This window comes from Nannocystis punicea, assembly GCF_026965555.1.
GTDB lineage: Bacteria > Myxococcota_A > Polyangia > Nannocystales > Nannocystaceae > Nannocystis > Nannocystis punicea.
Genome location: NZ_CP114040.1, coordinates 1329518 through 1350981, shown reverse-complemented (window position 1 = coordinate 1350981; position 21464 = coordinate 1329518). Strand labels below are relative to the sequence as shown.

The window sequence follows — 21464 nt, the reverse complement described above, 5'->3', positions numbered from 1 at the left end:
CCAGGACCTCGCGCCGGGCGATGCATCGCATCGCGGAGCTCACCGCCCCGCGGAGCCCGGCCCCCGTGCGAACGGATCACACGCCGACGAGCGAGCGCAGCGTGCGGTAGACGATGTAGACCAGGGACACTCCGTTGATCATGAACGCGATCGCCATCCCGGGGGACCGGAGCAGCGGGTCGCGCAGGTAGCCGACCCAGAACACGACCCGGCCGAGGATGAACACCGCGGTCAGGATGGGCAGCAGGTGCATCGAGCCCGCGTCGAGGTACGTGCTCAGCGCCCCGAGGACGATCACGAACAGCACGAGCTGCTCGAGCGTGTTCTGGGTGTAGCGGGCGTGGATCTGCATGACCCGCGGCTCCCGGCCTGCGCCCGCGAGGGGGTCGATCGCCTCGGACTTGCCGCGCTGGCCGGCGACCGCCTGGATCCCCGCGAACAGGGTCAGCGCCGCCACCCCGGCGCAGCGCAGCGCCACGACCATCCGGTCGGCGAGCGTGTCGACGTCGCGCAGCGGCGGGACAAGAGAGTACAGGAGACCGACCATGCCCAACCCGAGGGCGAGCCCGATCGGAATCAGTCGAATAGTGGCGGCGCGCTTGGCCTGAAGCTCGGAGTTCATGACGCGACGATACGCCATGCTTCGGCGACGTCCTGCAACGACGAACAAGACGTCTCGGCGCGCGCACGCGCCCGCGCGCGACGGCACGCGGCCGCACACGAAGAGGCCGCCGATCGAGGGCGCGTGCTAAAAGCTCGGGTCATGCGCTTCACTTCCGCACGGCTCTCGCTCGCCCTCGCCCTCACCGCCTGCGGCGACGACGGCGGCGACACTGCCACCGACGCGGCGACGACCGCCCCGAGCTCCCGGATCCTCGTCCCGCGCCTGCTCGCCGACACGATCGAGTTCCACTACTTCCAGGGCGTCTGAGCGGCCGGGGCCCGGAAGCCTCGGCCGCGGCGGAGGCGGCCGCAACAGAACGAGCGCTCGCAGCGGGCCCGCGTCCCCGTGTCTAATGGCACTGGAACCATGCGGTGTCCGTAAACACGTACATGATCCCCATGTCGCCGAGGTTGAGCTCGGAGATGAAGGATTCGTCGAATTGCAGGACGAAGGAGTGCGGCGGGCGGGCCCCGTCGTCGTCCTCGTCCTCGTCGTCGCCGTCGCCCTCGTCGCCGTCGCCCTCGTCGCCCTGCAGCCAGATCGGGTCGCCGCCGACAAAGCTGTGCTTGTAGAGCTCGCGCTCGCCCATGCCGGCGGCGTTCTCGCGGCGCACGCTGGCCGGCGCCACGGTCTCGACGCCGGCCAGCGCCACGGGCAGCGGGTGCTCGCCGCGCTCGAGATCCGCGTCGGTCAGCAGCAGCACTCGCGTGTGATCGTTGTACGGGGTGTAGGCCTCGTGCTCCATCGGCGAGCTGACGAACAGCGCCAGCGCGCGCACACCGGGCGGGCAGTGATAGGGGTGCTCGCGCAGGTCGAGGGTGAGCACGTGGTGCATCGGTTTGCCGTCGAACTCCGGCCACTCGCGGATGCCGCGCGGCAGGCCGCCGATGCGATCGATCTGCTCGGGGCGGGGCGGCGTCTCGCGATCGGCGCGTAGCACCTGCGGCCCGAATCCCGCGCCCGGGCCCTGCACCGGGCCCGTGGCGATGTCGTCGACCGCGACGCCGAGCGTCCGCAGCTCGCGGCGCAGGAAGTCGAGGATGTCGTCACCGAGCGCGACGAAGCTGTCCGGCGCCGCGACTCCGATCCGCCCGATGCCCTCGGCGTGGCGCCACACGAGCAGCAGCGCCTCGCCGCGGCCGCCGACCACCACGCCGTTCGCGAGCGGCCGCCGAGCCGCCTCCGGATAATTTTCGGCCTGCGGCGGCTTCCAGCCGTGCTGCTCGTGGCGCGCGACCAGGAACCGGCGGTGATCGCCGGCGACGATATGCGCGAGCCAGGAGTCGCCGGTGTGCGCCGCGACGGCGCCGCGCAGCAAGCTCGTACGGGCGCGCTCGAGGATCACGCTGCTGTAGCTCCACGGGCCGGTGTCCTCGATCGGCGCGGCCGCGGCGGTGCGGCGCAGCGCCTCCGGGTCGCCGCCGACGTGGGCGGCGAGACGGGCGAGCAGCGCGTCGACCTCGGCGACGAAGGGCGGCAGCTCGCCGCGCTCGGGGGCGCCGTGGGGCACCCCGCGGGCGCTCAGGAGGGCGAGCACCGCCGTGAGCTGCGCGTGGCGTTCGAGCCGCTGCGGACCCTCGTACCCGGCCGCGCCGTACCAGGCGATCGCCGCCTCGTGGACCTCGAGGACCGCGGCGACGAGGTCGCGGGCGGTGCAGCCGGGCGCGAATCGGACCTGCGGGACCAGGCCGCCCCCGGGAGGCGAGCAGGCGCCGACGTTGAATTCGCTGGCGGCGGTGACCTCGTGGCCGAGGTCGCCGCTGCGAGCGAGCACCGGCGCGAGCAGCTCCGGCGTCCCGTGCACGGCGACGATGTGCAGCGCCGAGAGACCCTCCTCGCCGGGGGCATCGACGCTGGCGAGGTGGGCGAGCAGACGCTCGACGATCGCCGCACGCTCGGGGTCGCGGACGGCGGCCGGCACGGCGATGTGCAGGGCCGCGAGCGCGGCGGCCTCGGAGGCGCCGAGCCGCAGCAGCGCGTCGGTCTCCGCGAGGCCGACGTCGGCGGCCTGCTCGAGCGCGCTGGTGCGACCGCTGCGCTCGTTGGGATCGGCGCCGCGGGCCACCATGCGCTCGATCAGGGCGATCACCCGCGCGCTGTCGGGGGCGCCGATCAGCGCCGCGATGCAGGGATATCCGTCGTCGCTGGCCTTGACCCGCGGATCGGCGCCGCGGGCCAGCAACAGCTCGACGACGTCGAGGCGGCGCATCTGGGCGGCGTGCGGGAGGAACCGCAGGCCGTCGAGCGTGGTGATCGCGGCGGGTGAGGCGTCGAGGACGGCCGTGAGCTCGGCGACGACGCCGGCCTCCTCGGAGGCGTCGCCGTCGCGGACGAGCTTGAGCAGCTTGCGCAGCGCCTTGGTGGGATCGACTGGCTTGGGGGTGCGGGCCATGCCGCAGACTATCGTCCTGCTTCACGCGGTCAAGCGCGATCGGTGCACGCCGAGACCACCACAGGCAGCCGTGACATTCGCACGTGCGACCGGCACTGATTAATCGGTGCGCACTGTCCCAGCTTCGTCCGGGGCCGCGGCGAGGACTGGATCACGAGCGGCTTTGTCGCCGACGGCGCGCTGCTCGTCGATGTGTTCCTCGAAGACGAGGACGAGCTGGCGGGGCACCGTGTGCTCCACGCGGACGGCCGCACCGTCGCTGCGCCAGGGCCCGCCTGGCGGGTATACGCGAGGCTCCCCGGGGGCGACGTGCTGTTCACCCGCGAGCGTCGAGCAGGGCCGCGTCGATTTGTCGACGTTCACGGTCGAGGGCATCCGGAAGCGAGGCGATTTGGCGCCGGTGCTCTGCGTCGCGCAGGGCCTTCGTGTCAGTCCTCGGCGACAGGTTCTCCGGATCGAAAGCGCTGCCCCAGCGCCTCGACCTCGCCGAGGCCGACGACGGCGTTGAACTGTTCGAAGCTCGGCAACCGCTCGAGGCAGCCGACGGGAGTGCCGTGGGCGCGCAAACATTGCAGGTACTCGCGTAGTCCGGCGACCATCGCCAACACCGAGCCGATCGGGAACAGCACCAGCGCGAAGCCGAGCTCGCGGATCCTCTCGATCCCGATCGGCGGCGTGCGACCCTGCTCGAGCCAGTTCAGCAGCACCGTGTGGCCTTCGAGCCGGACGGCGATCCGCTCGAGCTCCGCCTCCGTCGTCGGCGCCTCGACCCATAGCACGTCGGCGCCCGCGTCCGCGTAGCGGCAGGCGCGGTCGATCGCCGCCTCGACCCCCTCGACCGCGAGGGCATCCGTGCGCGCGATCAGGACGAACTCGGGATCGTCGCGGGCGGCCACCGCAGCACGCACCTTCGCCAGCATCTCCGCCGTGGGGATGACGCGCTTGCCCGTCATGTGCCCGCACCGCTTCGGGCTCACCTGATCCTCGAGGTGAATCGCCGCCACCCCGGCCCGCTCGTACTCGCATACGGTGCGGATCACGTTGAGCGGATTGCCGTAACCGGTGTCCGCGTCGGCGATCACGGGCAGTTCGACGGTCTGAACGATCCGTCGGGCGTTGTCGATCATCTCCGAGCCGCCGAGCAGGCCGACATCCGGCCGACCCAGCAGCGATGCCGTGGTCGCGAAGCCGCCCATGTACACGACGTCGAACCCGACCTGCGCCACCAGCCGAGCCGAGAGCGCGTCGTGACAGCCCGGCGCGAGCACCGGCCTACCGTTGCGGAGCAGGTCGCGCAGCGACCGACGACGGGTCCCCGAACGCGGCAACAGATCAGCCATGGCGAGGACTCCTCCGCAAGCCCGTCATCCCCACGCCATGCGACCGGCGCGCGAGGCGAGCGCCGTCCGTGATGGCCCTCGACTGCACCATGGCGAGCGCTCGACCGTGGTCACGAATTCCTGTCCGCTCCGACAGCCCATGAGGGTCCATGAAAGAGGAATATCCAGCCGTCAAGGACGGGCTCCGCCCGCGTGTGGCCCATGTCATTCATGCTCGGCGGCATGTCTCTGGCGCGAGGAGTCGAAGGCCCCGCGCGGGCAGCTGACGGGGATCGTCGAGTACTTCGGCTCGTCGCCATGCAGAAGCCATGCTCGGCCCCTGGGCGCAAGAATGGTCGACGAATCGCGATGAGCGTCCCCGCGGAGACGCGCGTCGCGACGAGAGTCGTCGTCGACGCTGAACGGACGGGCGAGCGCAGTAGCCAGCGCTCTCCGGGTCGAGCCGCTTGCGGTGGCGACCGGCTCGTGCCAGTCGGTGCCGAAGCATGGCCCCCCGGTCTCCAGGGGGCTCTCGGGGAGCCACAGGACGCCGCTCGCGTGAAGTCGGTCGGGCCGAGGAACGACCTCAGCAGAACGGGCACTCGCAGACGATCCCGGGCGTCTGGTCGTGGCACTCGGTGTGGGGCGGCAGGGCGTCGCAGATCTCCTGGCCGCACTCGCAGTCGATCTCGGGCGCGTCGCCGCAGGCCACCGGCTTCGGCTCGCACACGTGGTAGGCGCCCTTCTGGGCCTTGAGCACGCACACCAGCGGGTCGGGGTCGGTCGTGCAGGCCTCGCAGTCGGGCGCCCAGTTGCAGGCCTCGACGGGCGCGCACTTGCCGGTCCAGCACTCGCCGGCGACGCTCGGCAGGGTTCCGGGGCCGCAGTCCGGCGGCGGCTCGTCGCAGGTCACGCCGGTCGGGTTGCAGGTGACGTCGGCGAAGGTGCAGCGGCCGAACCGGCACACGGGCGGCTGCGGGCTGAGGTCGTAGGTGCCGCACACCTCGACGAAGCACTCGGGGACGTCGCACGCGGGCGGCTGCTCGCCGACGGCGATCACGTCGCAGGTGCAACAGTCGGTGTAGATCTGGCAGTCGCTGTCCTGCTGGCAGGTGGCGCCCATCGGCTCGCCGGTGGTGCCCTCGGAGGTCTCGCCGGCGGTCGTCGTCTCGCCGGAGGTCTCGCTGGTGACCGCGGTCGTCTCGCCGCTGGTCTCGCTGGTGGTCGCCGACGCCGCCGTGGTCTCGGTCGCCGGCCCCGTCGACGTCTCGGGCGCGGTGGTGGCCGTCGTCGACGTCGGGCCCGTCGAGGCCGAGGTCGTCACCGCCTCGGTGGTCGCGGTGGTCGTGGTGGTGGTGTCGGGCGGCGAAGTCTCGGTCCCGGTGTTGGGGCCGGACGACTCGGTGGTCGCCACCGTGGTGGCCGTGGTCGTCGCCGTCGAGTCGCCGCAGGCCGGGAGCGAGAGCAGGAAGATCGCCGCGAGGGCGCCGGAGAACCTTGTATGGGAAGCCATGGCCACTCCTCTACCACAGGCCCCCGGGCCCACCAGGCGGCGGCAGCGAACCGCCCGCGACTCGCGCAGCTTCGCCGTCCTGGGCGCTTTGCGGCGCTTTCGGGCCCCGGCGCCGGCGCGTGCGGAGGAGCCCGCTGCGCCGGCTCACATGTGCCGGCGACGGCGCGCTTGCCTCCCGCCCGACACCGCCCGACAATCCCCGCGCCATGGACAAGACCTATCCCAGCGCCGACGCGGCCGTCGCCGACCTGCGTGACGGCATCACCCTCATGAGCGGCGGCTTCGGCCTGTGCGGCAACCCCGAGAACTTGATCCAGGCGATCCATCGCAAGGGCATCCGCGACATCGACCTCGTCAGCAACAACTGCGGCGTCGACGGCGTCGGCCTCGGCATCCTGCTCGAGGCCGGGCAGGTGCGCAGCATCACTGCCTCGTACGTCGGCGAGAACAAGACCTTCGAGAAGTTGTACCTGTCGGGCAAGCTCAAGGTCACGCTCGTCCCGCAGGGCACCCTGGCCGAACGGATCCGCGCCGGCGGGGCCGGCATCGGCGGCTTCTACACGCCGACCGGCTACGGCACCCCGATCGCCGAGGGCAAGGAGGTGCGCGAGATCGACGGCCGCTGGTACGTGCTCGAGGCGCCGCTCAAGGCCGACTTCGCCATCGTCAAGGCCTGGAAGGGCGACACGCACGGCAACCTCGTGTTCCGCCGCACCGCCAACAACTTCAACCAGGCCATGGCCACCGCCGCCAAGGTGACCATCGCCGAGGTCGAGGAGCTCGTGCCGGCCGGCGCGCTCGACCCCGACCACGTGCACACCCCCGGCATCTACGTCCAGCGCATCATCCAGGGCGAGCGCTACGCCAAGCCGATCGAGTTCCGGACCACCCGGAGCGCCTGACCTTTTCGCCAGGTCCGAAGAGACAGATGCACGGCGGCCACCAGCGCATCGACGTCGAGTGGCTCGCGCTCGCCGCGGGCCTCAAGCCGGCGATCCGGATCGCCGCGACCGCGCTCGAGGCGAGCGCGATCGCCGGGCGCTTCCAGGCCCTGGGCGCCGCCGTCGTCACCGCCCGCGGCCCGGTCGGCGTGCACCGCCACGAGCACACTCTGGTCTACGTCGCCCGCGACCCGGCCGACGCCGCGGCCGTCCGCGCCGCCGAGCGCCCGCTGCTGGCCAGCCACCTGCCGCCGAAGGACAAGGCCTACTACGCCGGCGAGCTCGGCCGCCGCCTCGGCTACCCGCGCTGCTGCGTCGACGCCTTCACCGCGCGGATCCTCCGCGGCCCGGGCAAGCTGCGCGCGGGCGACCGCGACAGCGTCCACGAGGACTACGTCGCCGCCCACGACGCCTCGGTCGCCAAACCCGACTGGCGCCTCAACAACCTGCTGCTGCGCCAGCACCTGCGCCTCGTCACCTTCGAGCCGTGCCGCTACGACTGCGGCCTCGCCGTCGCCTTCGCCGCCGAGGTCCTGCGCCTGTGCCAGGCCAGCGACGCGCCCTCCGCACATGTCCTCACGGACAGGTTGCAGCGACCGCTGGTCCTGACCGCCGCCGGCGCGCGCGCGTGGGTGAGGCTCGAGCGCGGCGCGTCGCCGCGGGTGGTCGCCGCCGAGGCGCCGCGCGCCGGCGACCCTGCCGCGCGCCCCGACCGCGACGACGAGGTCCTCGCCGCTCGCCTGCCGCGCGTCGCGCTCGCCGACCTCGGCGACCCGCCGCCGCTGCTCCTCGACTTCTCCGCCTGATCGTCCCGCCCCTCGAGCTGTTACCCTTCACCCCGGAAACCACGCCATGCCCCTGTCCCGCGAGCAGATCGTCCAGCGCGTCGCCCGAGAGCTGCGCGACGGCTACTACGTCAACCTCGGCATCGGCATGCCGACCCTCGTCGCCAACTACATCCCGGCCGGCATGGACGTCGTGCTCCACAGCGAGAACGGCCTGCTCGGCATGGGCCCGTTCCCGCGCGAGGAGGAGGTCGACCCCGACCTCATCAACGCCGGCAAGCAGACCATCACCTTCCAGCCCGGCGCCTCGTTCTTCGGCAGCCACGACAGCTTCGCCATGATCCGCGGCGGCCACATCGACCTGTGTGTCCTCGGCGCCATGGAGGTCAGCGAGCGCGGCGACCTCGCCAACTGGATGATCCCCGGCAAGAAGGTCAAGGGCATGGGCGGCGCCATGGACCTGGTCGCCGGCGCCCGCCGCGTCATCGTCTGCATGGAGCACAACAACAAGGACGGCGAGCCCAAGCTGGTCAAGACCTGCGCCCTCCCGCTCACCGGCAAGGGCGTCGTCCACGAGGTCGTCACCGACCTCGGCTACTTCAAGACCGGCCCCAGGGGCCTCGTCCTCGCCGAAATCGCCCCGGGCCACACCCTGGAAGAGGTCCGCAGCCGCACCGGCTGCGAGGTCCACGTCGAGGGCGAGCTCGCCACCGTCGCCGCGAACTGAGCGGCGTAGCCCGAAAGAACATGCTCTCCTGGACATGCTCGAAGGAGCATGTCCTTCGCAGCATGTCTCGAAGCGCTAGCCCTGTTCAGCCCGCGATCCTGGACATGCTCGAAGGAGCATGTCCTTTGCAACATGCCGCCGCGCACGGCCACCCGGCAGCGCCCCGCCGCGCCCGGACGTCTCGCCTCTCGCACCGGCGGCGCCTCAGTCGCAGGCCTCCGCCGGCGCCTCGCACTCGTCCCCCGGCGGGAGCATGTCGCCCAGGCCCTGCATGACGCACTGCTGACAGGGCTCCTCGCCTGCCATGCAGGCCGTCGCGCACTTGGTCTGCACGCATTCGGTGAGGTCGAACAGCTTGAGCCACTCGACGTTGCTCAGGTCCTCGGCGCAGCCGGCCAGGACGCAAGCCTGCCAGCCCTCCTCTCCCGGCGGGGGCGGCTCCGACTCGACGACGCACTGGGCCGCACAGGCGACGGCGTCGCGGCAGGTCGCTGGACCCGGGCCGCCGGTGGTGGTGGCCTCGGCCGTCGTACTCGCGGTGCCCGTCGTCGGCGCGTCGGCCGTCGTCCCCTCCTCCGCGGTCGTCGACGTGCCTCCCCCGGAGGTCGTCGCCGGCCCCGCCGTGGCGGACGAGCTGGATTGCGGCTCACAGTCGCCGATGCAGTGTTCGTTCGACCCGCAGCCGAGCGGCGCGGTCGCCAGGAGGAAGAGGCAAGTCAGGCGGTCGAGCATGTCGAGTGTGTGCCCGGGCCCCCGGCATTCCGTTCGCCGATCTTCGGCGTCCCAGGCCGTCCCCGCCCCGATTCCGCGCGCGCTCCCGCGCCTCGGGCCCGATCCGGCGCGGCGCGGTGCGGTGCGTCGCGGCGCATCGAAAAACATGTCTTGAGAGACATGTCTCTACAAGCATCCTCGCTCGGCCGAGGGCGCTCGGGCCCCGCGGGACGCAGCCCGAGCGCACGGGCGATCGCTGACGGATCGCCCGACATCCGGCGCGCCGTCGACTGCCTCGCCGCGCCCGCGTTCCGGCCGCTCCGGGCCCCGCGAGCTCCCTTTCGCCCGCCGCTTGCGAGCCGCGCAGGTCGTGCTCTACGGTCGCATGGTGGTGGATCGATCGCTCCTGCTCGCCGTGTCGGTCTTGCTCTTCGCCTGCGGCGACCCCGTCGCCGAGGACAGCGCCACCGGCACCGGGAGCACCGGCAGCAGCACCGGCGCCTCCGAGTCGGAGAGCTCGACCGGCGGCGGGACGGGGGGGCCCTCGACCACGGGCGAGCCGACGAGCAGCGACGCGAGCACGACCCTGCCGACGACCACCGACCCCGGCGAGAGCAGCTCCACGACCGCCGGCCCGGCGATGAACTGCTACGAGAGCAGCATCGTGTCCTCGGTCGCCGAGCTGACCGCGGAGCGCCTGGAGGGTCACGACTGCATCCTCGGCGACGTGTGGCTCTCGCCCGGCACCGGCCCTGACCTGTGGTTCTTGAGCGAGATCCGCTCCATCGGCGGATACTTCAAGATCCTCGGCACTCACGAGATCGTCAGCCTGCACGGCCTGGAGAAGCTCGAGTCGATCGGCGGTCATCTGCTCTTCGAATCGACGCCCGAGCTGGAGGACGCCAGCGCGCTCGCGGGGCTGGTGTCGGTCGGCACATACCTCGAGATCCGCGACGCGCCGAAGCTCGCGTCGCTGGACCTCGGCGCCCTCGCCACCGTGGGCGGCGACCTGAAGCTCTCGGCGCCGCTCACCTCGCTCGACCTGACCGCGCTGACGGACCTCTCCGGCGACCTCGAGCTCGAGCACACCCGGTTGACGAACCTCGCCGGGCTCGCGGCGCTCACCTCGCTCGCGGGCCTGCGGCTGGCCCACAACTCGGAGCTCGTCGACCTCGCGGGCCTCCACGCGATCGTGCGACCGAACGGTCGCCTCGAGATCGAGTACAACCCAGAGCTGGTCAGCCTGGCCGGCCTGGAGGGCCTGACGACGCTCTACCACCTGGAGGTGCGCCAGAACCCCGAGCTGACGACGCTGGCGCCCCTGGCCGGCACGACCGTGGAGGGCAACTTGATGCTCGTCGGCAACGCGATCGAGTCGCTGCCGCCGCTGCAGGGCGAGGTCGGCCTCCTCGACGTCAGCAGCAACACCGCGCTGGTCAGCCTCACCGGCCTCGAGGAGGTCGTCATCAACTCCCAGCTCGAGATCAACTCCAACGAGGCGCTGCTCGACCTACAGGGGCTCGCCGGCCTCGGCGACGCGCTGAACTCCGTGACCATCAGCCACAACCCTGCGCTCGAGACCCTCGCCGGCCTGGGCGAGGCGACGAGCGTGGACTACGTGCAGATCACCGACAATCCGCAGCTCGCATCGCTGACGCCGCTGCAGAGCCTGCAGTCGACGACGTCGCTGGTGCTCGCCCAGACGAAGGCGCAAGCGCTGCCGGACCTGCAAGGATTGACCAGCCTGGACACCCTGTACATCGCCGACAACCCGGCGCTCGCGTCGCTGGCCGGGCTCGAGAACCTGGCCGGCGTGGGCAGCCTGCAGATCGCCGACAACCCGCTCCTGACCACTCTGGCGCCGCTGCAGGACGGCGCTCTGGTCGAGGTGAACGAGAGGTACGACGTCTCGGACAACCAGCAGCTGCCGAGCTGCGTCGCCAAGGCGCTCTACGCCTCGCTGCAATCGCCGCCGGACGACTTTTGTTACGACAACATGGTCGACGCGTGCAGCGGGCTCGGCGGCTGCGTCCGGCTGCCGATGCCGTGAGTGTCCGACCGCCGCGAGCGCCCCCACGGCGCGAGCGAACGGCAGATCGCGCGCCCTCGCGCCGCTGTGGACTCGCCGCAGGCGCGAGGAATCACCGGTCGCCGGCTCTGCGATCGCGGTGGACCTATCCCCGCCGAACCCACGCGCCGCGACCTCTGCTACCGTCACCCGGTGCGCGTGTGTCTCGCCGTCCTGCTGGTGGCCGCGTGCGCCTCCCCGTCCGCGAGCAACCTGTCTCTCGGGACACCTTCAAAACAACCTGTCCCTTCGGACAGCCAACCGACGACGCCCGCCCTGCCGGCCGACCCGGTCGAAGCGCTTCGTCGCGCGCTCCCGCCGGCCGACCCCGACCTGCGCGAACCTGACGCCCCGGCCGAGCTGTGGCGGGCCCTCGAGCAAAGGTTGACCGAGCTCCCGCCGGGCCGCGAGCGCGACGAGCTGCTGCGCCGCGGCCTCGCGGCCGCCGACACCTGGCCCGACCAGCTGCGCCGTGAACCACGCGACTCCAAGGAGTGGTGGGCAGCAGGCCGGGCGCCGATCGGCTGGCCGCTGGTCCGCTCGGTCCACCTCGACAGCGTCGCCGAGGCGCGCAACCTCCTCGACCGCGGCGCGCTCGCCGAGGTCACGATCCTGCGGATCCACCCGCTCAGCTTCTCCGACATCTGCGAGCGCACCGACGAGTTCTTCGCCCTCCTCGCCGGCTCGCCCCAGCTCGCGCGCGTCCACACGCTCGAGCTCACCCTGCCGTCCTGCGGGTCCGCCGGAGCTGCTCCTCCACCTCGACCGCCTCCAGCTGCCCGCGCTGCGCCGCCTCGTCCTGCGCGGGTGGATCGGCCCGCGCGAGGCCGCGATCCTCGCCGAGCGTCCGCTGCTGGCCCGGCTCGTCGAGCTCGACCTGACCGACAGCAAGCCGCAAGCCGCCGGCATCGCCGCCCTCGCTCGCAGCCCGCACCTCCGCGGCCTCGAGATCCTCCGCCTCCACCACAGCTTCGACACCACCGCCGTCAGCGCCGCCCTCGCCGACACGCCCGCGTGGACCGGCCTGCGCGAGCTCGACCTGTCGCGCAACATCTTCACCCCGGCCGCCCTGCGCCAGCTCGGCCGCAACCCCGCGCTCGCCGGCCTCGAGGTCCTCGACCTCGGAGGGGCCATCGGCGTCAACGCCGACACTTTCCCCGCGTTCGCGCGCGCCGGCGGTCTGCCGCGGCTCGCCGTCCTGCGCCTCGCCGGCGACCGGATCGGCGACGCCGGCCTCGCCGCGATCGTCGGGGCGAAGCAATGGTCCGGCCTGCGCGAGCTGTCGCTGCGAGGCACGCATATCGGCCCGCGCGGCCCCGCGGCCCTCGCCGGCGCGACGCACCTCGCATCCCTCGAGCGGCTCGATCTGTCCCACAACGACCTCGGACCCGAAGGCGGCCACGCCCTCGCCAACGCCCCTCATCTGGCCCGCCTGCGTTACCTCGACCTTTCGCGCTGCGATCTCGGCGAGCAGGCCGCGACCGCCATCCTCGCGCGCCTCACCGACCCCGAGACGCTCGCGCTCGACGGCAACCGGATCGGCGACGCCGGCGCGCGAGCGATCGCCGGCCGCACTGAATGGCGCCGCCTTCATACGCTCGGCGTCGGCGGCAACCGGATCGGCCCCGACGGGATCGTCGCCCTCGCCACGGCGCCGCAGCTCGCGTCGTTGCGTCGCCTCGACGTCTCGATGAACACGCCCGGCGAGCGCGGCTGGCGGGCCCTGGTCGAATCACCCTACCTCGCCCGCTTCGTCACCCGTCACTGGCGCCGCGCCAGCGAGATCTACAGCACCGTCCTCGGCCCCGAGGACGCGGCGCGCACGATCGCCGCCGACTTCGAGCTCCGCCTCGACCGCCGCGGCTGCTTCGGCAACTGCCCCGTCTTCACGATCACCGTCCGCGCCGACGGCGGCCTCGACTACCGCGGCGAGCGCCACGTCCGCGAGAAGGGCCCCGCCTCGGACCGGGTCGCCCTCGATCGCGTCAAGCTGATCCTCGCTGCGCTCGCGCGATTCGAGGCCACCGAGCCCGGCAAGCGCGGCCCGTGCGGCGTCCGCGTGTTCGACGACGAGACCTTCGCCGTCCGCGTGCGGCGGGACGGCCGGACCGTCGAGTACGACAGCGAGCGGCTGTGCCCGACTGCCCCGGCCCACGCGGCGATGTTCTCGCTGGCCTACCGGATCTCCGCCCTGCTGGACACCGATCGCTGGACCACCATGAATTGATCGTCGTCGCGCCGCAGCCGACGCGTCAGAGGCCACTGCTCATCTCGTAATGGACCACGCTCGGCGCGTCGCAGGTCAGACGGGCGTCTCCCGCTCGCCAGGCGATCAGGCAGTCGAAGCGCCGCGACAGATCGGGCTCGGCCTTGCAGCCCTCGAAGTAGGCCCTGGCCTTCAGATCGTGGACCTCCGCCGCCGACTCCTCCTTCGATTCGCCGTCGAGGTTCGAGATCGAGGTCCAGTCGCGGCCGAGAGCGGTCCGCGACTGCATCACCTGGATGAATCCGCCCCAGGCGAATTCGTGGGGGAACTCCAGGGCGTCGCCGTCGTCCCGCGGCGCCGTGTCCTCGTAGAAGATGAGCCCGGGGCTGCCCGCGATCATCTGCTCGAGGGCGCAGTTCAGCGCCGCCTCGCTGACGTGGAACTCGCCCCATTCGCCGCAGACGGCGTCGCCCTGCTCGTCGCCGGCGAGGCAGGCGCGCTCGACGAGGTCACAGGGGCGCTGGTCGAAGCAGCTGGCCGACTCCTCCGCGAACGCCTCGGGCTCGACGCACTCGCAGGCGGACTCGGCCACGACGGGCTCGCCGACGCCGCTGGTCGCCCCCGGCGAATCGGGCTGCGGGCACCCGCCGCTCAGGCAGGCGATTGTAAAGACGAGACCGGCGGCCGCGATTCGAAGCATCGTCGCGTCTTGTGACGCGGCCCGGCGCGCGCGTCCAGGCGCTCTCGCCCCGGCTCGCGTGGAGCGCTCGCAGACGCCAGCGACCCGGACGGCGCCGGCAGCGACCGTGACGCCGCGTCCGCCGCAACCGTCGCAATCAACAGCTGCCGGGACATCCACCGCCGCGATTCCGCCGTTGTCATCCGAGCGTGCAGCCGGACGGGGACGACGCGCGAAGGTGACGCACCGTCGCCGCAAGTGCGGCGGACGCATGCGCATCCTCGAGGTCCTCGATACCTCCCCACTTGAGCCCGAGGGCGGCGCATTCCGAACATGCCCGAATAGACAGGTCGTGAGTGTCGCGGTCTTCGGAGGCGCGACTTTGCGCGACGATCCGTCAAAACTAACCCATGTTTTCTAATATTGACGACCGCCACCGTGAAGAAACATGATGTATGTTAGTTTTCAACCGTGCAGCCCGCGGGCCAGAGGTTCTGCTCTTTCATGCAGGTTCTTCGGGACATGTCCGGACGATCAGCCTGCCTGCTGGCGCTCGCGTGGCTCGGCGGGTGCGGCGAGCCGAACGATCTCGGAGGAGGCGAGAGCGACGCGGCGACGGCGAGCAGCACCATCGAAGTGTCCTCGACGTCGAGCGGCTCGGTCGACGAGCCGACCGCGAGTACGACCTCCGGCGGCGACGGCGAGAGCGGCTCGGTGTTCATCGCGCCGCCGGACGCGGGCGGCCCGGGGCGCTGCGATCCGTGGATGCAGGACTGTCCCGAGGGACAGAAGTGTAACGCCTGGTCGGGCGACGGCGACAACTGGCCGGAGAGCCACAAGTGCGTCGATGTCGTGCCGGAGCCCGACGGCCTTTACGAGCCGTGCGAGGTGTTCGGCTCGGCCGTCAGCGGCGAGGACAGCTGCGAGGTCGGGATGATCTGCTGGGGCGTGGTCGACGGGGTGGGCCGGTGCATCGGCTTCTGCACCGGCAGCCCCGAGGCGCCGGACTGCGCCGACCCGCTGGCGAGCTGCGTGATCACCGGTGACGGGGTCGTCACGCTGTGCCAGCCGGTGTGTCATCCGCTGCTGCAGGACTGCGCCCCCGACGATGTCTGCATCCCCAACCCGGTGGCTCCGGACGAATTCACGTGCGTCCTCGACGCCAGCGGGGACGAGGGGCAGGTGTTCGACCCGTGCGAGTACACCAACGCGTGCGACCCGGGCCTCTACTGTCTGGCGCCCGAGCTGGCGGACGAGTGCGATCCGCGGGTCGTCGGCTGCTGCGCGCCGTTCTGCGACACCTCCCTGGCGAACGCGTGCCCGGGGCAGGGGCAGGAGTGCGTCCCGTGGTCCGAGCCGGGGACGGCGCTGCCGGGGTTCGAGCACGTCGGAGTGTGCGAGGTCCCGCAATGAGATGGCCTGATGGACATGTTCGAATGGACAGGGCGCTCACTCGCCTGCTCCCGCTCGTCCTCGCCGCCTGTACGCCGGGGCAGCCGGGCGAGACCGACGGCGGGGCGAGCGGCGGCGAGGCCATGGGGAGCTCGACCACGACGGCAGGAGTCGAGCCGACGACCGCCGGGGTCGACTCGACGGCGGCGGACACCGGGAGCGCGACGAGCTCGCCGTTCATCATGCCGCTGGACGGCGGCGCCCCTGGCCATCCATGCGACCCGTGGGGGCAGGACTGTCCGCCGGGACAGAAGTGCACGCAGTACTCGGCCTACGGCGACGACGCGCCGGACAGCCTGAAGTGCGTCGACGTGGTGCCCGAGCCCGACGGGCTCCACCAGCCGTGCGAGGTGTTCGGCCCGGCGGCGAGCGGCGAGGACAGCTGCGACGTGGGGCTCCTGTGCTCGAGCATCGACGACGTGAGCGAGTGCGTGGGTCTGTGCAGCGGCAGCCCCGACGCGCCCGACTGTGTCGACCCCGCGGAGACGTGCGTGCCGACGGACGACCCCGCGTTCACGATCTGCGGGCCGATGTGCAATCCGCTGCTGCAGGACTGCCCCTACAACGACGTGTGCATCCCCCGGCCGGGCAACCCGAGCGAATTCATGTGTGTCCTCGACGGCGGTGAGGAGGGCGATTTGTTCGCTCCGTGCCAGTACCTCAACGAGTGCCAGGCGGGGCTGCATTGCGGCGAGCCGGAGGCCGCGGTCGAGTGCGAGGCGCGGGCGCCCGGCTGCTGCGTGCCGTTCTGCGACGCGTCGGCGGCCGAACCGTGCCCGGGGCAGGGGCAGGAGTGTCTGCCGTGGTACGGCGACGGCGAGGCGCCACCCGGGTTCGAGGACGTCGGCAGCTGTGCATCGCCCTAGAGATGGTCGAAAAGACATGTCTCACGAATGATCCCTCTCGCCTTCGTCCGGGCGCGACGCGCCGGCAGCTCCTGCACTCACCACCGATTCGTCCGTGGAGGCCAATCGCGGTACCGCGAAGCTCTCACGCTCCCCGTGTCGGCGCACGGCCGCCGCGGTCTCCGGCAGAAACCGCCGGCCCGAGCCGGCAGAAACCTCCGGCCCCCCTCGCGCCCGCCTGCAAGCGCGCGAGATCACGAGGCTCCGCCGCAGGGCACGGGGAGTGAAGACGGGGCTGGCCGAGGAGACGACGCGAGGTTCGCCGCGCTCGCTCCCCGGAGACCGCCATGAGCCCCAGCACGTCCGTTCACGAAGGCATCGACCGCACCTACGCTCGCTTCGTCCGCGAGCTGCCCGAAGACCTCGTCGCCGTCGCGCACGACCTCCCGCATCGACTCGGCCTCACGCCGAACCCCGGCACGCCGTGGAGCCGCGTCTTCAACAACCCGGCGGTGCTCGGCCTGCCGATGCTGCTCCTCGCCGATCGCGCGCGCGTGTCCGACGAGCTCCGCAGCGTCGCGGGCGCGGCCCACCTGTTCGCCATCATCGTCGCCTTCGGCATGGACCGCATCGACGACGGCCAGGTCGTGGTCGGCCTGCGCGAGCGCGCCATCCTCGAGCGGCTGGAGCGCGCCCGCGACGCGGCGCTGGCCGCCCTGCTCGCCGACACGCCCTCGTTCCTCCGCGACTTCGCGTGGGCCCGGCGCATGACCGCCGAGTCGGTCGCCGAGGAGCGCGCGACCGCGGCAGGACGGGCCCCGGCGACGCTCGAGCGCTACCTCGCGGTCGCGTGGAAGAAGCAGGGCTTCGCGTTCCCGGCCGCGCTGGCCGCTGCCGCCGCCGCCGGCTTCTCCGCGGCCGAGCAATCGCTGGTCGAGGCCGTGGTCGCCGGCGCGGCGCTCGGCCTGCAATACCGCGACGACGTGGTCGACTGGGAGGACGACCTCGCGCAGGGCTTCGCCTGGGCGCCTGCCCTGTTCGCGCCGCCCCCCGCGGAGCCGGCCGGCCTCGCGCCCGTGGCCGCGCGGCTTCACCTCGGCGGCGGCCTCGTGCGCCTGCTCGGGATGGCGAGCGCGGCCTTCGGCTCGGCCGCGAACGCCGCGGCCGCCCTCGGCGCAGAGGCCCTGGCAGCGTGGGCGCGCGAGCAAGCCGAGCTCACCGCCGACCTCGCCCGCCGCGAAGCCGCCAGCCCCGGCCACGCGGTGAGCTGGGAGCGCGAGCGCAAGGCGCGACGCGAGCGGCAGCAGACGCTCGCAGCGGTCGCGGCGGCATGAACGCGAGGCATCGCCGCGTCACGCCTACCGATCGGCCACCTCGAGTCCATGCAAGGACATGTCTCTCGAGACATGTCCTTGCAGCTCGATCTCCCGCGATGATTCGCTCAAGGCGCCGTCTGAGCGCAGCGGAAGCCCGCCACCGCCGGATTGATGTCCTGGAGCAGCGGCGACGCCCCGCTGCGCAGGGTCGCCCGTGACGCGGGGCCGGGCGCGTAGACGAAGGTCCCGAACGAGCGAGCCGAGCGCCGGGTGCCGTCGACGGGCCCCATCGGGTCGACCGCGGGCGACTGATAGTAGTAATCCTCCTTGTAATAATCGGCGCACCACTCGACCACGTTGCCGCCCATGTCGTGGAGGCCGTAAGGCGAGTCGCCGAGCGGCTTCGACCCGACCGCCACCGTCCCGGTCGTCCCGCAGTCGTTCGAGGCGACGTGGTCGCAGGTCGGCGGCTCGTCGCCCCACGGATACATCCGCCCGTCGTCGCCGCGGGCCGCCAGCTCCCACTCGGCCTCGGTCGGGAGCCGCTTGCCCTTCCATTCGCAGTACTTCTTGGCCTGATACCAATTGATGCCGTTGGCCGGGTGCTTCTCCTTGCCCGCGACGCCCCAGTTGAGGTTCGGCCCCTGCATCGGCAGCTCGCAGACCTTCAGCGCCCAGCATACCGAGTAGTCCTCGACCGTGACTTCGGTGAGATCGATCCAGTAGGACTTGGTGATCGTCACGGTATGCGCCGGCTTCTCGGTCGGGTCGGTCTGCCAGCCGCCGAACATGGCGAGGTTGGTGCCCATCTCGAAGGTGTTGGCCGGGACGCACGCCATGTCGGCCGGCACATCGCCGCAGCCCGGGTCGACGCCGCCCGTGGTGCCGCTCGTGATGGTATCGGTGGTCGTGTCGCCGGTCGTGGTGTCAGTGGTGCTCGTGCCCTCGCTCGCGCTGCCGGTGTCGCTCGCGGTCGTCTCGCCGGGGTCGCCGGTCGACGTCTCGGAGGTCTCGGTCCCCGATGGGTCCGGTCCCGTCGTCGTCCCCGGGTCGGAGCTCGACGGACCCTCCGTCGTCAGATCGGTCATCCCGGTGGTCCCGGGCGGGTCGGCCGTCGAACTGTCGCTCGTATCCATACCGTCGGTGCCGCTCAGCGGACCGAGATTGACCGTGGCCTGACAGGCAGAGAGCGCGAGATAGCACAGTAGAACTGGAAAGCGGTGTGAAAGGGTCATGGCGCCGCTTGGTGCCGTGGCGCCCGCCGATCCATCACACGATCTGCGCGGGCCGGAACGATCGGGTCCGGCTATAGTGCGCGCGGTGCTGGGGGCGCTGCTTTCGACGACTCTCTATTTACTCGCCGGCGCCGCAGCCCCTCCGCCCGCCGCCCGGGGCGTCGAGCTGCGCTGGGACGCTCCTGCCGCGTGTCCCGACGAGACGGCCCTGCGCGGCCGGATCGAGGCCATCCTCGGCGCGCCGCTCGACGCCCCGCGGACCCGACCGCTGTCGATCGTCGCCGTGGTCCGCGACGACGGCGGGACGCGGTCGCTCCGGATCTTCACCGTCACGGCGGAGGGCATGCGCGAACGAGCGTTGCGCTACGACCGTGACTGCGCGCTGCTGACCCAGGCGGCCGCGGTGCTGATCGCCATCACCGTCGACCCGACCGCCGTCGGTCGCCTCGATCCGGACGCCCTGGCGCTGCTCCAGCCGCCGCCTCCGGACCCCGCGGTCACGCCCGTCCCCGCGACCGCGCCTCCGTCTCCTGCGCCCGCCGAGCCCCCGCCCGCCGCGAACGCGGCTCCCTCGCCTGCACCCGCGCCGGTCGAGCCCCCGCCCCTGACGGCCGCGACGCCCTCGCCTGCTGCTGCCACGCCGGTCGAGCCCCCGCCTCCGGCGAACGCGACGCCTCCGCCCGCCCCGCGCCCCACGCGATGGCAGCCGCGCGGCGCCGTGCGACTGCTCGGCGGCCTCGGCGTCGGCGACCTCCCGGCCGCGGGCGGAGGCCTCGGCGGCGCCGCGGCGCTCGTGTTTCGCCACCTGCGCCTCGAGCTGGTGGCAGAGCTGTGGCCGTCGCGTCGCGCTCGCATCGCCGGCACCGAGTCCGGCGCCGACTTCCTGCTGTGGACCGTGGGCCCGCGCCTGTGCGGCGTCGTGCATCCGCATCGCCTGGTCGAGCTGCCGCTGTGCGCGGGCCTCGAGTTCGGCGGCGTCCGGGTCGCCAACGTCCGCCTGCAGAACGACGGCGACGACCGTACCCGCTGGATCGCCGCCGTCCTCGCCCCGTCGCTCGCCGTGGTGCCGTCGACTCGCCTCGCGGTGTGGTTCGCGCCGGAGCTGATCGTCCCCGCCACGCGCCCCGAGTTCGTGGTCGAGGGCCGCGGCACGCTCCATCGCGCCGCGCCGGTCGCGGGGCGCTTCATGCTCGGGATCGAGCTGCGCTTCCCGTGAATTTCGCGTGATGGAAACGGCCCCGCCCGAGGAACCAAGCGCGTGACCGCCCCGCCTGCCGCCGCGCCCAGGCCCGCGTCCGCGGCTCGACCGCCGGACGGGCTGGCCGAGGTCTACCGCGAGCACCACGACTTCATGTGGCGTTCGCTGCGGCGGCTGGGCGTCGACGAGGCCGACGTCGAGGACGCGGTCCACGACGCCTTCCTCGTGGTCGCGCGGCGGCTGGCGGACTTCGAGGGCCGGTCGAGCCTGCGCACCTGGTTGTTCGCCATCGCCATGCGGGTCGCCCAGTCGCGGCGCCGCGACCATCAGCGCGAGGTCCACCACCTGCGGCGGTACGAGCTCAGCGTCGCCCCGCGGAGCCCCGCAGATCCGCAGACTCGCCACGAGACCGCGGTGACCCTGCACCAATTGCTCGCCGGGCTCGACGACGATCAGCGCGCGGTCTTCATCATGATCGAGCTCGAGAACATGACCGCGCCGGAGATCGCCGCGGCGCTCGACCTCAAGCTGCCCACCGTCTATTCGCGCCTCCGTCTGGCCCGCCAGGCGATGCAGCGGGCCGTCGCCCGTTACCTGGCCCGTACGAAGGAGAAGCCCCGGTGACCGCCGTCGACGACGAGCTGCGTGCCATCATTCGCCGCGAGGCCGACGGCGTGGTCCCGCCGGACGGGGCGCGCGAGCGCGGCTGGGCGCGCCTGGCCGCGGCGCTCGCCGCCGACGATGTCGTCACCGAGCCCGCCGCACCCGCCCCCGCACCGCGCACGCCGTGGCTGCGCGTCGTCCCGCTGACCACGCTGATCGTCGGCGTGCTCGCGACCGTCGGCGTGGGCCTGGCCGGGCGCGAGGTCGCCGAACCGGCGGCGATCGCCGCGACGGTCGACCCCGAGCCGCGGCTGTTCCCGCTGCCGCTGGTGCTCCCGCCGGCGCCCGCCCGCGAGGCCGCGACCCCACCGTCGCCGCCGCCCGATGCAGCCCCTGCGCCGCCCGAGACGGCCCTTGCGGCGCCGCGACGACCCGCTCCCTCGCGCCCGCCCGTCGCTGCCGACGAGGACGCTTTCGCCGCCGAATTGCAGCTGCTGGCGACCGCCCAGGCCGCGATCCAGCGCGGCGACCTGCGCGAGGGGCTCGCAGCCCTGCGCCGCCACGCACAGCTCTATCCCGCGGGCCACTTCGCACAGGACCGCGACGCCCTGCGGGCGATCGCTCGCTGCGAAGGCGAGCAGGCGAACGCGCCAGCCGCAGGCCGCCGGTTCCTCGCCGCCAACCCGACGTCGATCCACGCCGAGCGCGTCCGCGGCGCCTGCGGCCTGTAATCGCCGCTCGCCGAGGATCAACATGTCCTCGAGGACAGCCATAGTAATCGACGGACTGCATGTCACGAGACACGAGCTG

At 72.4% G+C, this 21464-nt stretch carries 19 protein-coding genes; 12 read left to right on the top strand and 7 right to left on the bottom strand.

Annotated elements, in window-relative coordinates; genetic code table 11:
• Window positions 1-76 precede the first annotated feature (76 nt).
• Entirely contained in the window at window positions 77-622 is a 546-nt protein-coding gene (locus O0S08_RS05220) for an MAPEG family protein (RefSeq protein ID WP_269037884.1), read from the bottom strand.
• 141 nt (window positions 623-763) lie between these two features.
• Here O0S08_RS05220 and O0S08_RS05215 point away from each other — a divergent pair, with 141 nt between their 5' ends.
• A complete protein-coding gene (locus tag O0S08_RS05215; protein WP_269037883.1) occupies window positions 764-931 on the top strand; it encodes a hypothetical protein in 168 nt (55 codons plus the stop codon).
• A gap of 82 nt (window positions 932-1013) precedes the next feature.
• Here the strand turns inward: O0S08_RS05215 and O0S08_RS05210 are convergent, their stop codons facing one another.
• From O0S08_RS05210 to O0S08_RS05200, 3 genes are all read right to left on the bottom strand, one after another.
• Window positions 1014-3056 (bottom strand): ankyrin repeat domain-containing protein, encoded by a 2043-nt coding sequence (locus O0S08_RS05210; protein WP_269037882.1) that lies wholly within the window; start codon window positions 3054-3056, stop codon window positions 1014-1016.
• A gap of 428 nt (window positions 3057-3484) precedes the next feature.
• Entirely contained in the window at window positions 3485-4396 is a 912-nt protein-coding gene (locus O0S08_RS05205) for an isocitrate lyase/PEP mutase family protein (RefSeq protein WP_269037880.1), read from the bottom strand.
• Window positions 4397-4961: 565 nt separating this feature from the next.
• A complete protein-coding gene (locus O0S08_RS05200) occupies window positions 4962-5888 on the bottom strand; it encodes a hypothetical protein (RefSeq protein WP_269037879.1) in 927 nt (308 codons plus the stop codon).
• Window positions 5889-6094: 206 nt separating this feature from the next.
• Here O0S08_RS05200 and O0S08_RS05195 point away from each other — a divergent pair, with 206 nt between their 5' ends.
• Genes O0S08_RS05195 through O0S08_RS05185 form a run of 3 tightly spaced genes read left to right on the top strand, consistent with a single transcriptional unit; the run spans window position 6095 to window position 8341 of the window.
• A complete protein-coding gene (locus O0S08_RS05195; RefSeq protein WP_269037878.1) occupies window positions 6095-6790 on the top strand; it encodes a CoA transferase subunit A in 696 nt (231 codons plus the stop codon).
• Window positions 6791-6816: 26 nt separating this feature from the next.
• Window positions 6817-7635 (top strand): hypothetical protein, encoded by an 819-nt coding sequence (locus O0S08_RS05190; protein ID WP_269037877.1) that lies wholly within the window; start codon window positions 6817-6819, stop codon window positions 7633-7635.
• A 46-nt stretch (window positions 7636-7681) separates the two neighbouring features.
• The gene (locus O0S08_RS05185) at window positions 7682-8341 is read left to right on the top strand and encodes a CoA transferase subunit B (RefSeq protein ID WP_269037876.1); all 660 of its coding nucleotides are present in this window, start codon (window positions 7682-7684) and stop codon (window positions 8339-8341) included.
• A 204-nt stretch (window positions 8342-8545) separates the two neighbouring features.
• Here the strand turns inward: O0S08_RS05185 and O0S08_RS05180 are convergent, their stop codons facing one another.
• Entirely contained in the window at window positions 8546-9073 is a 528-nt protein-coding gene (locus O0S08_RS05180; protein ID WP_269037875.1) for a hypothetical protein, read from the bottom strand.
• A 370-nt stretch (window positions 9074-9443) separates the two neighbouring features.
• Here O0S08_RS05180 and O0S08_RS05175 point away from each other — a divergent pair, with 370 nt between their 5' ends.
• Both O0S08_RS05175 and O0S08_RS05170 read left to right on the top strand, forming a co-directional pair.
• Complete coding sequence (locus tag O0S08_RS05175; protein ID WP_269037874.1) at window positions 9444-11102, top strand: leucine-rich repeat domain-containing protein; 1659 nt, start codon at window positions 9444-9446, stop codon at window positions 11100-11102.
• Window positions 11103-11592: 490 nt separating this feature from the next.
• On the top strand, window positions 11593-13347 hold the full coding sequence (locus tag O0S08_RS05170; protein WP_269037873.1) for a DUF6438 domain-containing protein: 1755 nt from the start codon (window positions 11593-11595) through the stop codon (window positions 13345-13347).
• Between the two features lie 25 nt (window positions 13348-13372).
• Here the strand turns inward: O0S08_RS05170 and O0S08_RS05165 are convergent, their stop codons facing one another.
• Window positions 13373-14026 (bottom strand): hypothetical protein, encoded by a 654-nt coding sequence (locus O0S08_RS05165; RefSeq protein WP_269037872.1) that lies wholly within the window; start codon window positions 14024-14026, stop codon window positions 13373-13375.
• Between the two features lie 501 nt (window positions 14027-14527).
• Between O0S08_RS05165 and O0S08_RS05160 the strand changes: the two genes are divergently transcribed.
• From O0S08_RS05160 to O0S08_RS05150, 3 genes are all read left to right on the top strand, one after another.
• On the top strand, window positions 14528-15418 hold the full coding sequence (locus O0S08_RS05160; RefSeq protein WP_269037871.1) for a hypothetical protein: 891 nt from the start codon (window positions 14528-14530) through the stop codon (window positions 15416-15418).
• A gap of 23 nt (window positions 15419-15441) precedes the next feature.
• Window positions 15442-16323 carry a hypothetical protein gene (locus O0S08_RS05155; protein WP_269037870.1) on the top strand — a complete coding sequence of 294 codons (882 nt, stop codon included), beginning with the start codon at window positions 15442-15444 and terminating at the stop codon, window positions 16321-16323.
• A gap of 326 nt (window positions 16324-16649) precedes the next feature.
• The gene (locus O0S08_RS05150) at window positions 16650-17636 is read left to right on the top strand and encodes a hypothetical protein (RefSeq protein ID WP_269037869.1); all 987 of its coding nucleotides are present in this window, start codon (window positions 16650-16652) and stop codon (window positions 17634-17636) included.
• A gap of 107 nt (window positions 17637-17743) precedes the next feature.
• Here the strand turns inward: O0S08_RS05150 and O0S08_RS05145 are convergent, their stop codons facing one another.
• The gene (locus O0S08_RS05145; protein WP_269037868.1) at window positions 17744-18853 is read right to left on the bottom strand and encodes an SUMF1/EgtB/PvdO family nonheme iron enzyme; all 1110 of its coding nucleotides are present in this window, start codon (window positions 18851-18853) and stop codon (window positions 17744-17746) included.
• A gap of 85 nt (window positions 18854-18938) precedes the next feature.
• Between O0S08_RS05145 and O0S08_RS05140 the strand changes: the two genes are divergently transcribed.
• The 3 genes from O0S08_RS05140 to O0S08_RS05130 are packed head-to-tail and all read left to right on the top strand — an operon-like array spanning window position 18939 to window position 21385.
• Window positions 18939-20069, top strand: a complete 1131-nt coding sequence (locus O0S08_RS05140) for a hypothetical protein (RefSeq protein WP_269037867.1) — start codon at window positions 18939-18941, stop codon at window positions 20067-20069.
• A gap of 42 nt (window positions 20070-20111) precedes the next feature.
• Window positions 20112-20675 (top strand): RNA polymerase sigma factor, encoded by a 564-nt coding sequence (locus O0S08_RS05135; RefSeq protein WP_269037866.1) that lies wholly within the window; start codon window positions 20112-20114, stop codon window positions 20673-20675.
• Window positions 20672-21385, top strand: coding sequence for a hypothetical protein (locus O0S08_RS05130; protein ID WP_269037865.1), 714 nt, complete (start codon window positions 20672-20674; stop codon window positions 21383-21385). Before O0S08_RS05135 ends, O0S08_RS05130 begins: the two co-directional genes overlap by 4 nt.
• Window positions 21386-21464 lie beyond the last annotated feature (79 nt).

Coding starts and splice junctions, on each gene's coding strand:
- O0S08_RS05210 (WP_269037882.1), bottom strand. CDS start 3,056: ATGGCCCGCACCCCCAAGCCAGTCGATCCCACCAAGGCGCTGCGCAAG.
- O0S08_RS05215 (WP_269037883.1), top strand. CDS start 764: ATGCGCTTCACTTCCGCACGGCTCTCGCTCGCCCTCGCCCTCACCGCC.
- O0S08_RS05180 (WP_269037875.1), bottom strand. CDS start 9,073: ATGCTCGACCGCCTGACTTGCCTCTTCCTCCTGGCGACCGCGCCGCTC.
- O0S08_RS05205 (WP_269037880.1), bottom strand. CDS start 4,396: ATGGCTGATCTGTTGCCGCGTTCGGGGACCCGTCGTCGGTCGCTGCGC.
- O0S08_RS05165 (WP_269037872.1), bottom strand. CDS start 14,026: ATGCTTCGAATCGCGGCCGCCGGTCTCGTCTTTACAATCGCCTGCCTG.
- O0S08_RS05145 (WP_269037868.1), bottom strand. CDS start 18,853: ATGACCCTTTCACACCGCTTTCCAGTTCTACTGTGCTATCTCGCGCTC.
- O0S08_RS05190 (WP_269037877.1), top strand. CDS start 6,817: ATGCACGGCGGCCACCAGCGCATCGACGTCGAGTGGCTCGCGCTCGCC.
- O0S08_RS05200 (WP_269037879.1), bottom strand. CDS start 5,888: ATGGCTTCCCATACAAGGTTCTCCGGCGCCCTCGCGGCGATCTTCCTG.
- O0S08_RS05155 (WP_269037870.1), top strand. CDS start 15,442: ATGGACAGGGCGCTCACTCGCCTGCTCCCGCTCGTCCTCGCCGCCTGT.
- O0S08_RS05185 (WP_269037876.1), top strand. CDS start 7,682: ATGCCCCTGTCCCGCGAGCAGATCGTCCAGCGCGTCGCCCGAGAGCTG.
- O0S08_RS05160 (WP_269037871.1), top strand. CDS start 14,528: ATGTCCGGACGATCAGCCTGCCTGCTGGCGCTCGCGTGGCTCGGCGGG.
- O0S08_RS05195 (WP_269037878.1), top strand. CDS start 6,095: ATGGACAAGACCTATCCCAGCGCCGACGCGGCCGTCGCCGACCTGCGT.
- O0S08_RS05150 (WP_269037869.1), top strand. CDS start 16,650: ATGAGCCCCAGCACGTCCGTTCACGAAGGCATCGACCGCACCTACGCT.
- O0S08_RS05220 (WP_269037884.1), bottom strand. CDS start 622: ATGAACTCCGAGCTTCAGGCCAAGCGCGCCGCCACTATTCGACTGATT.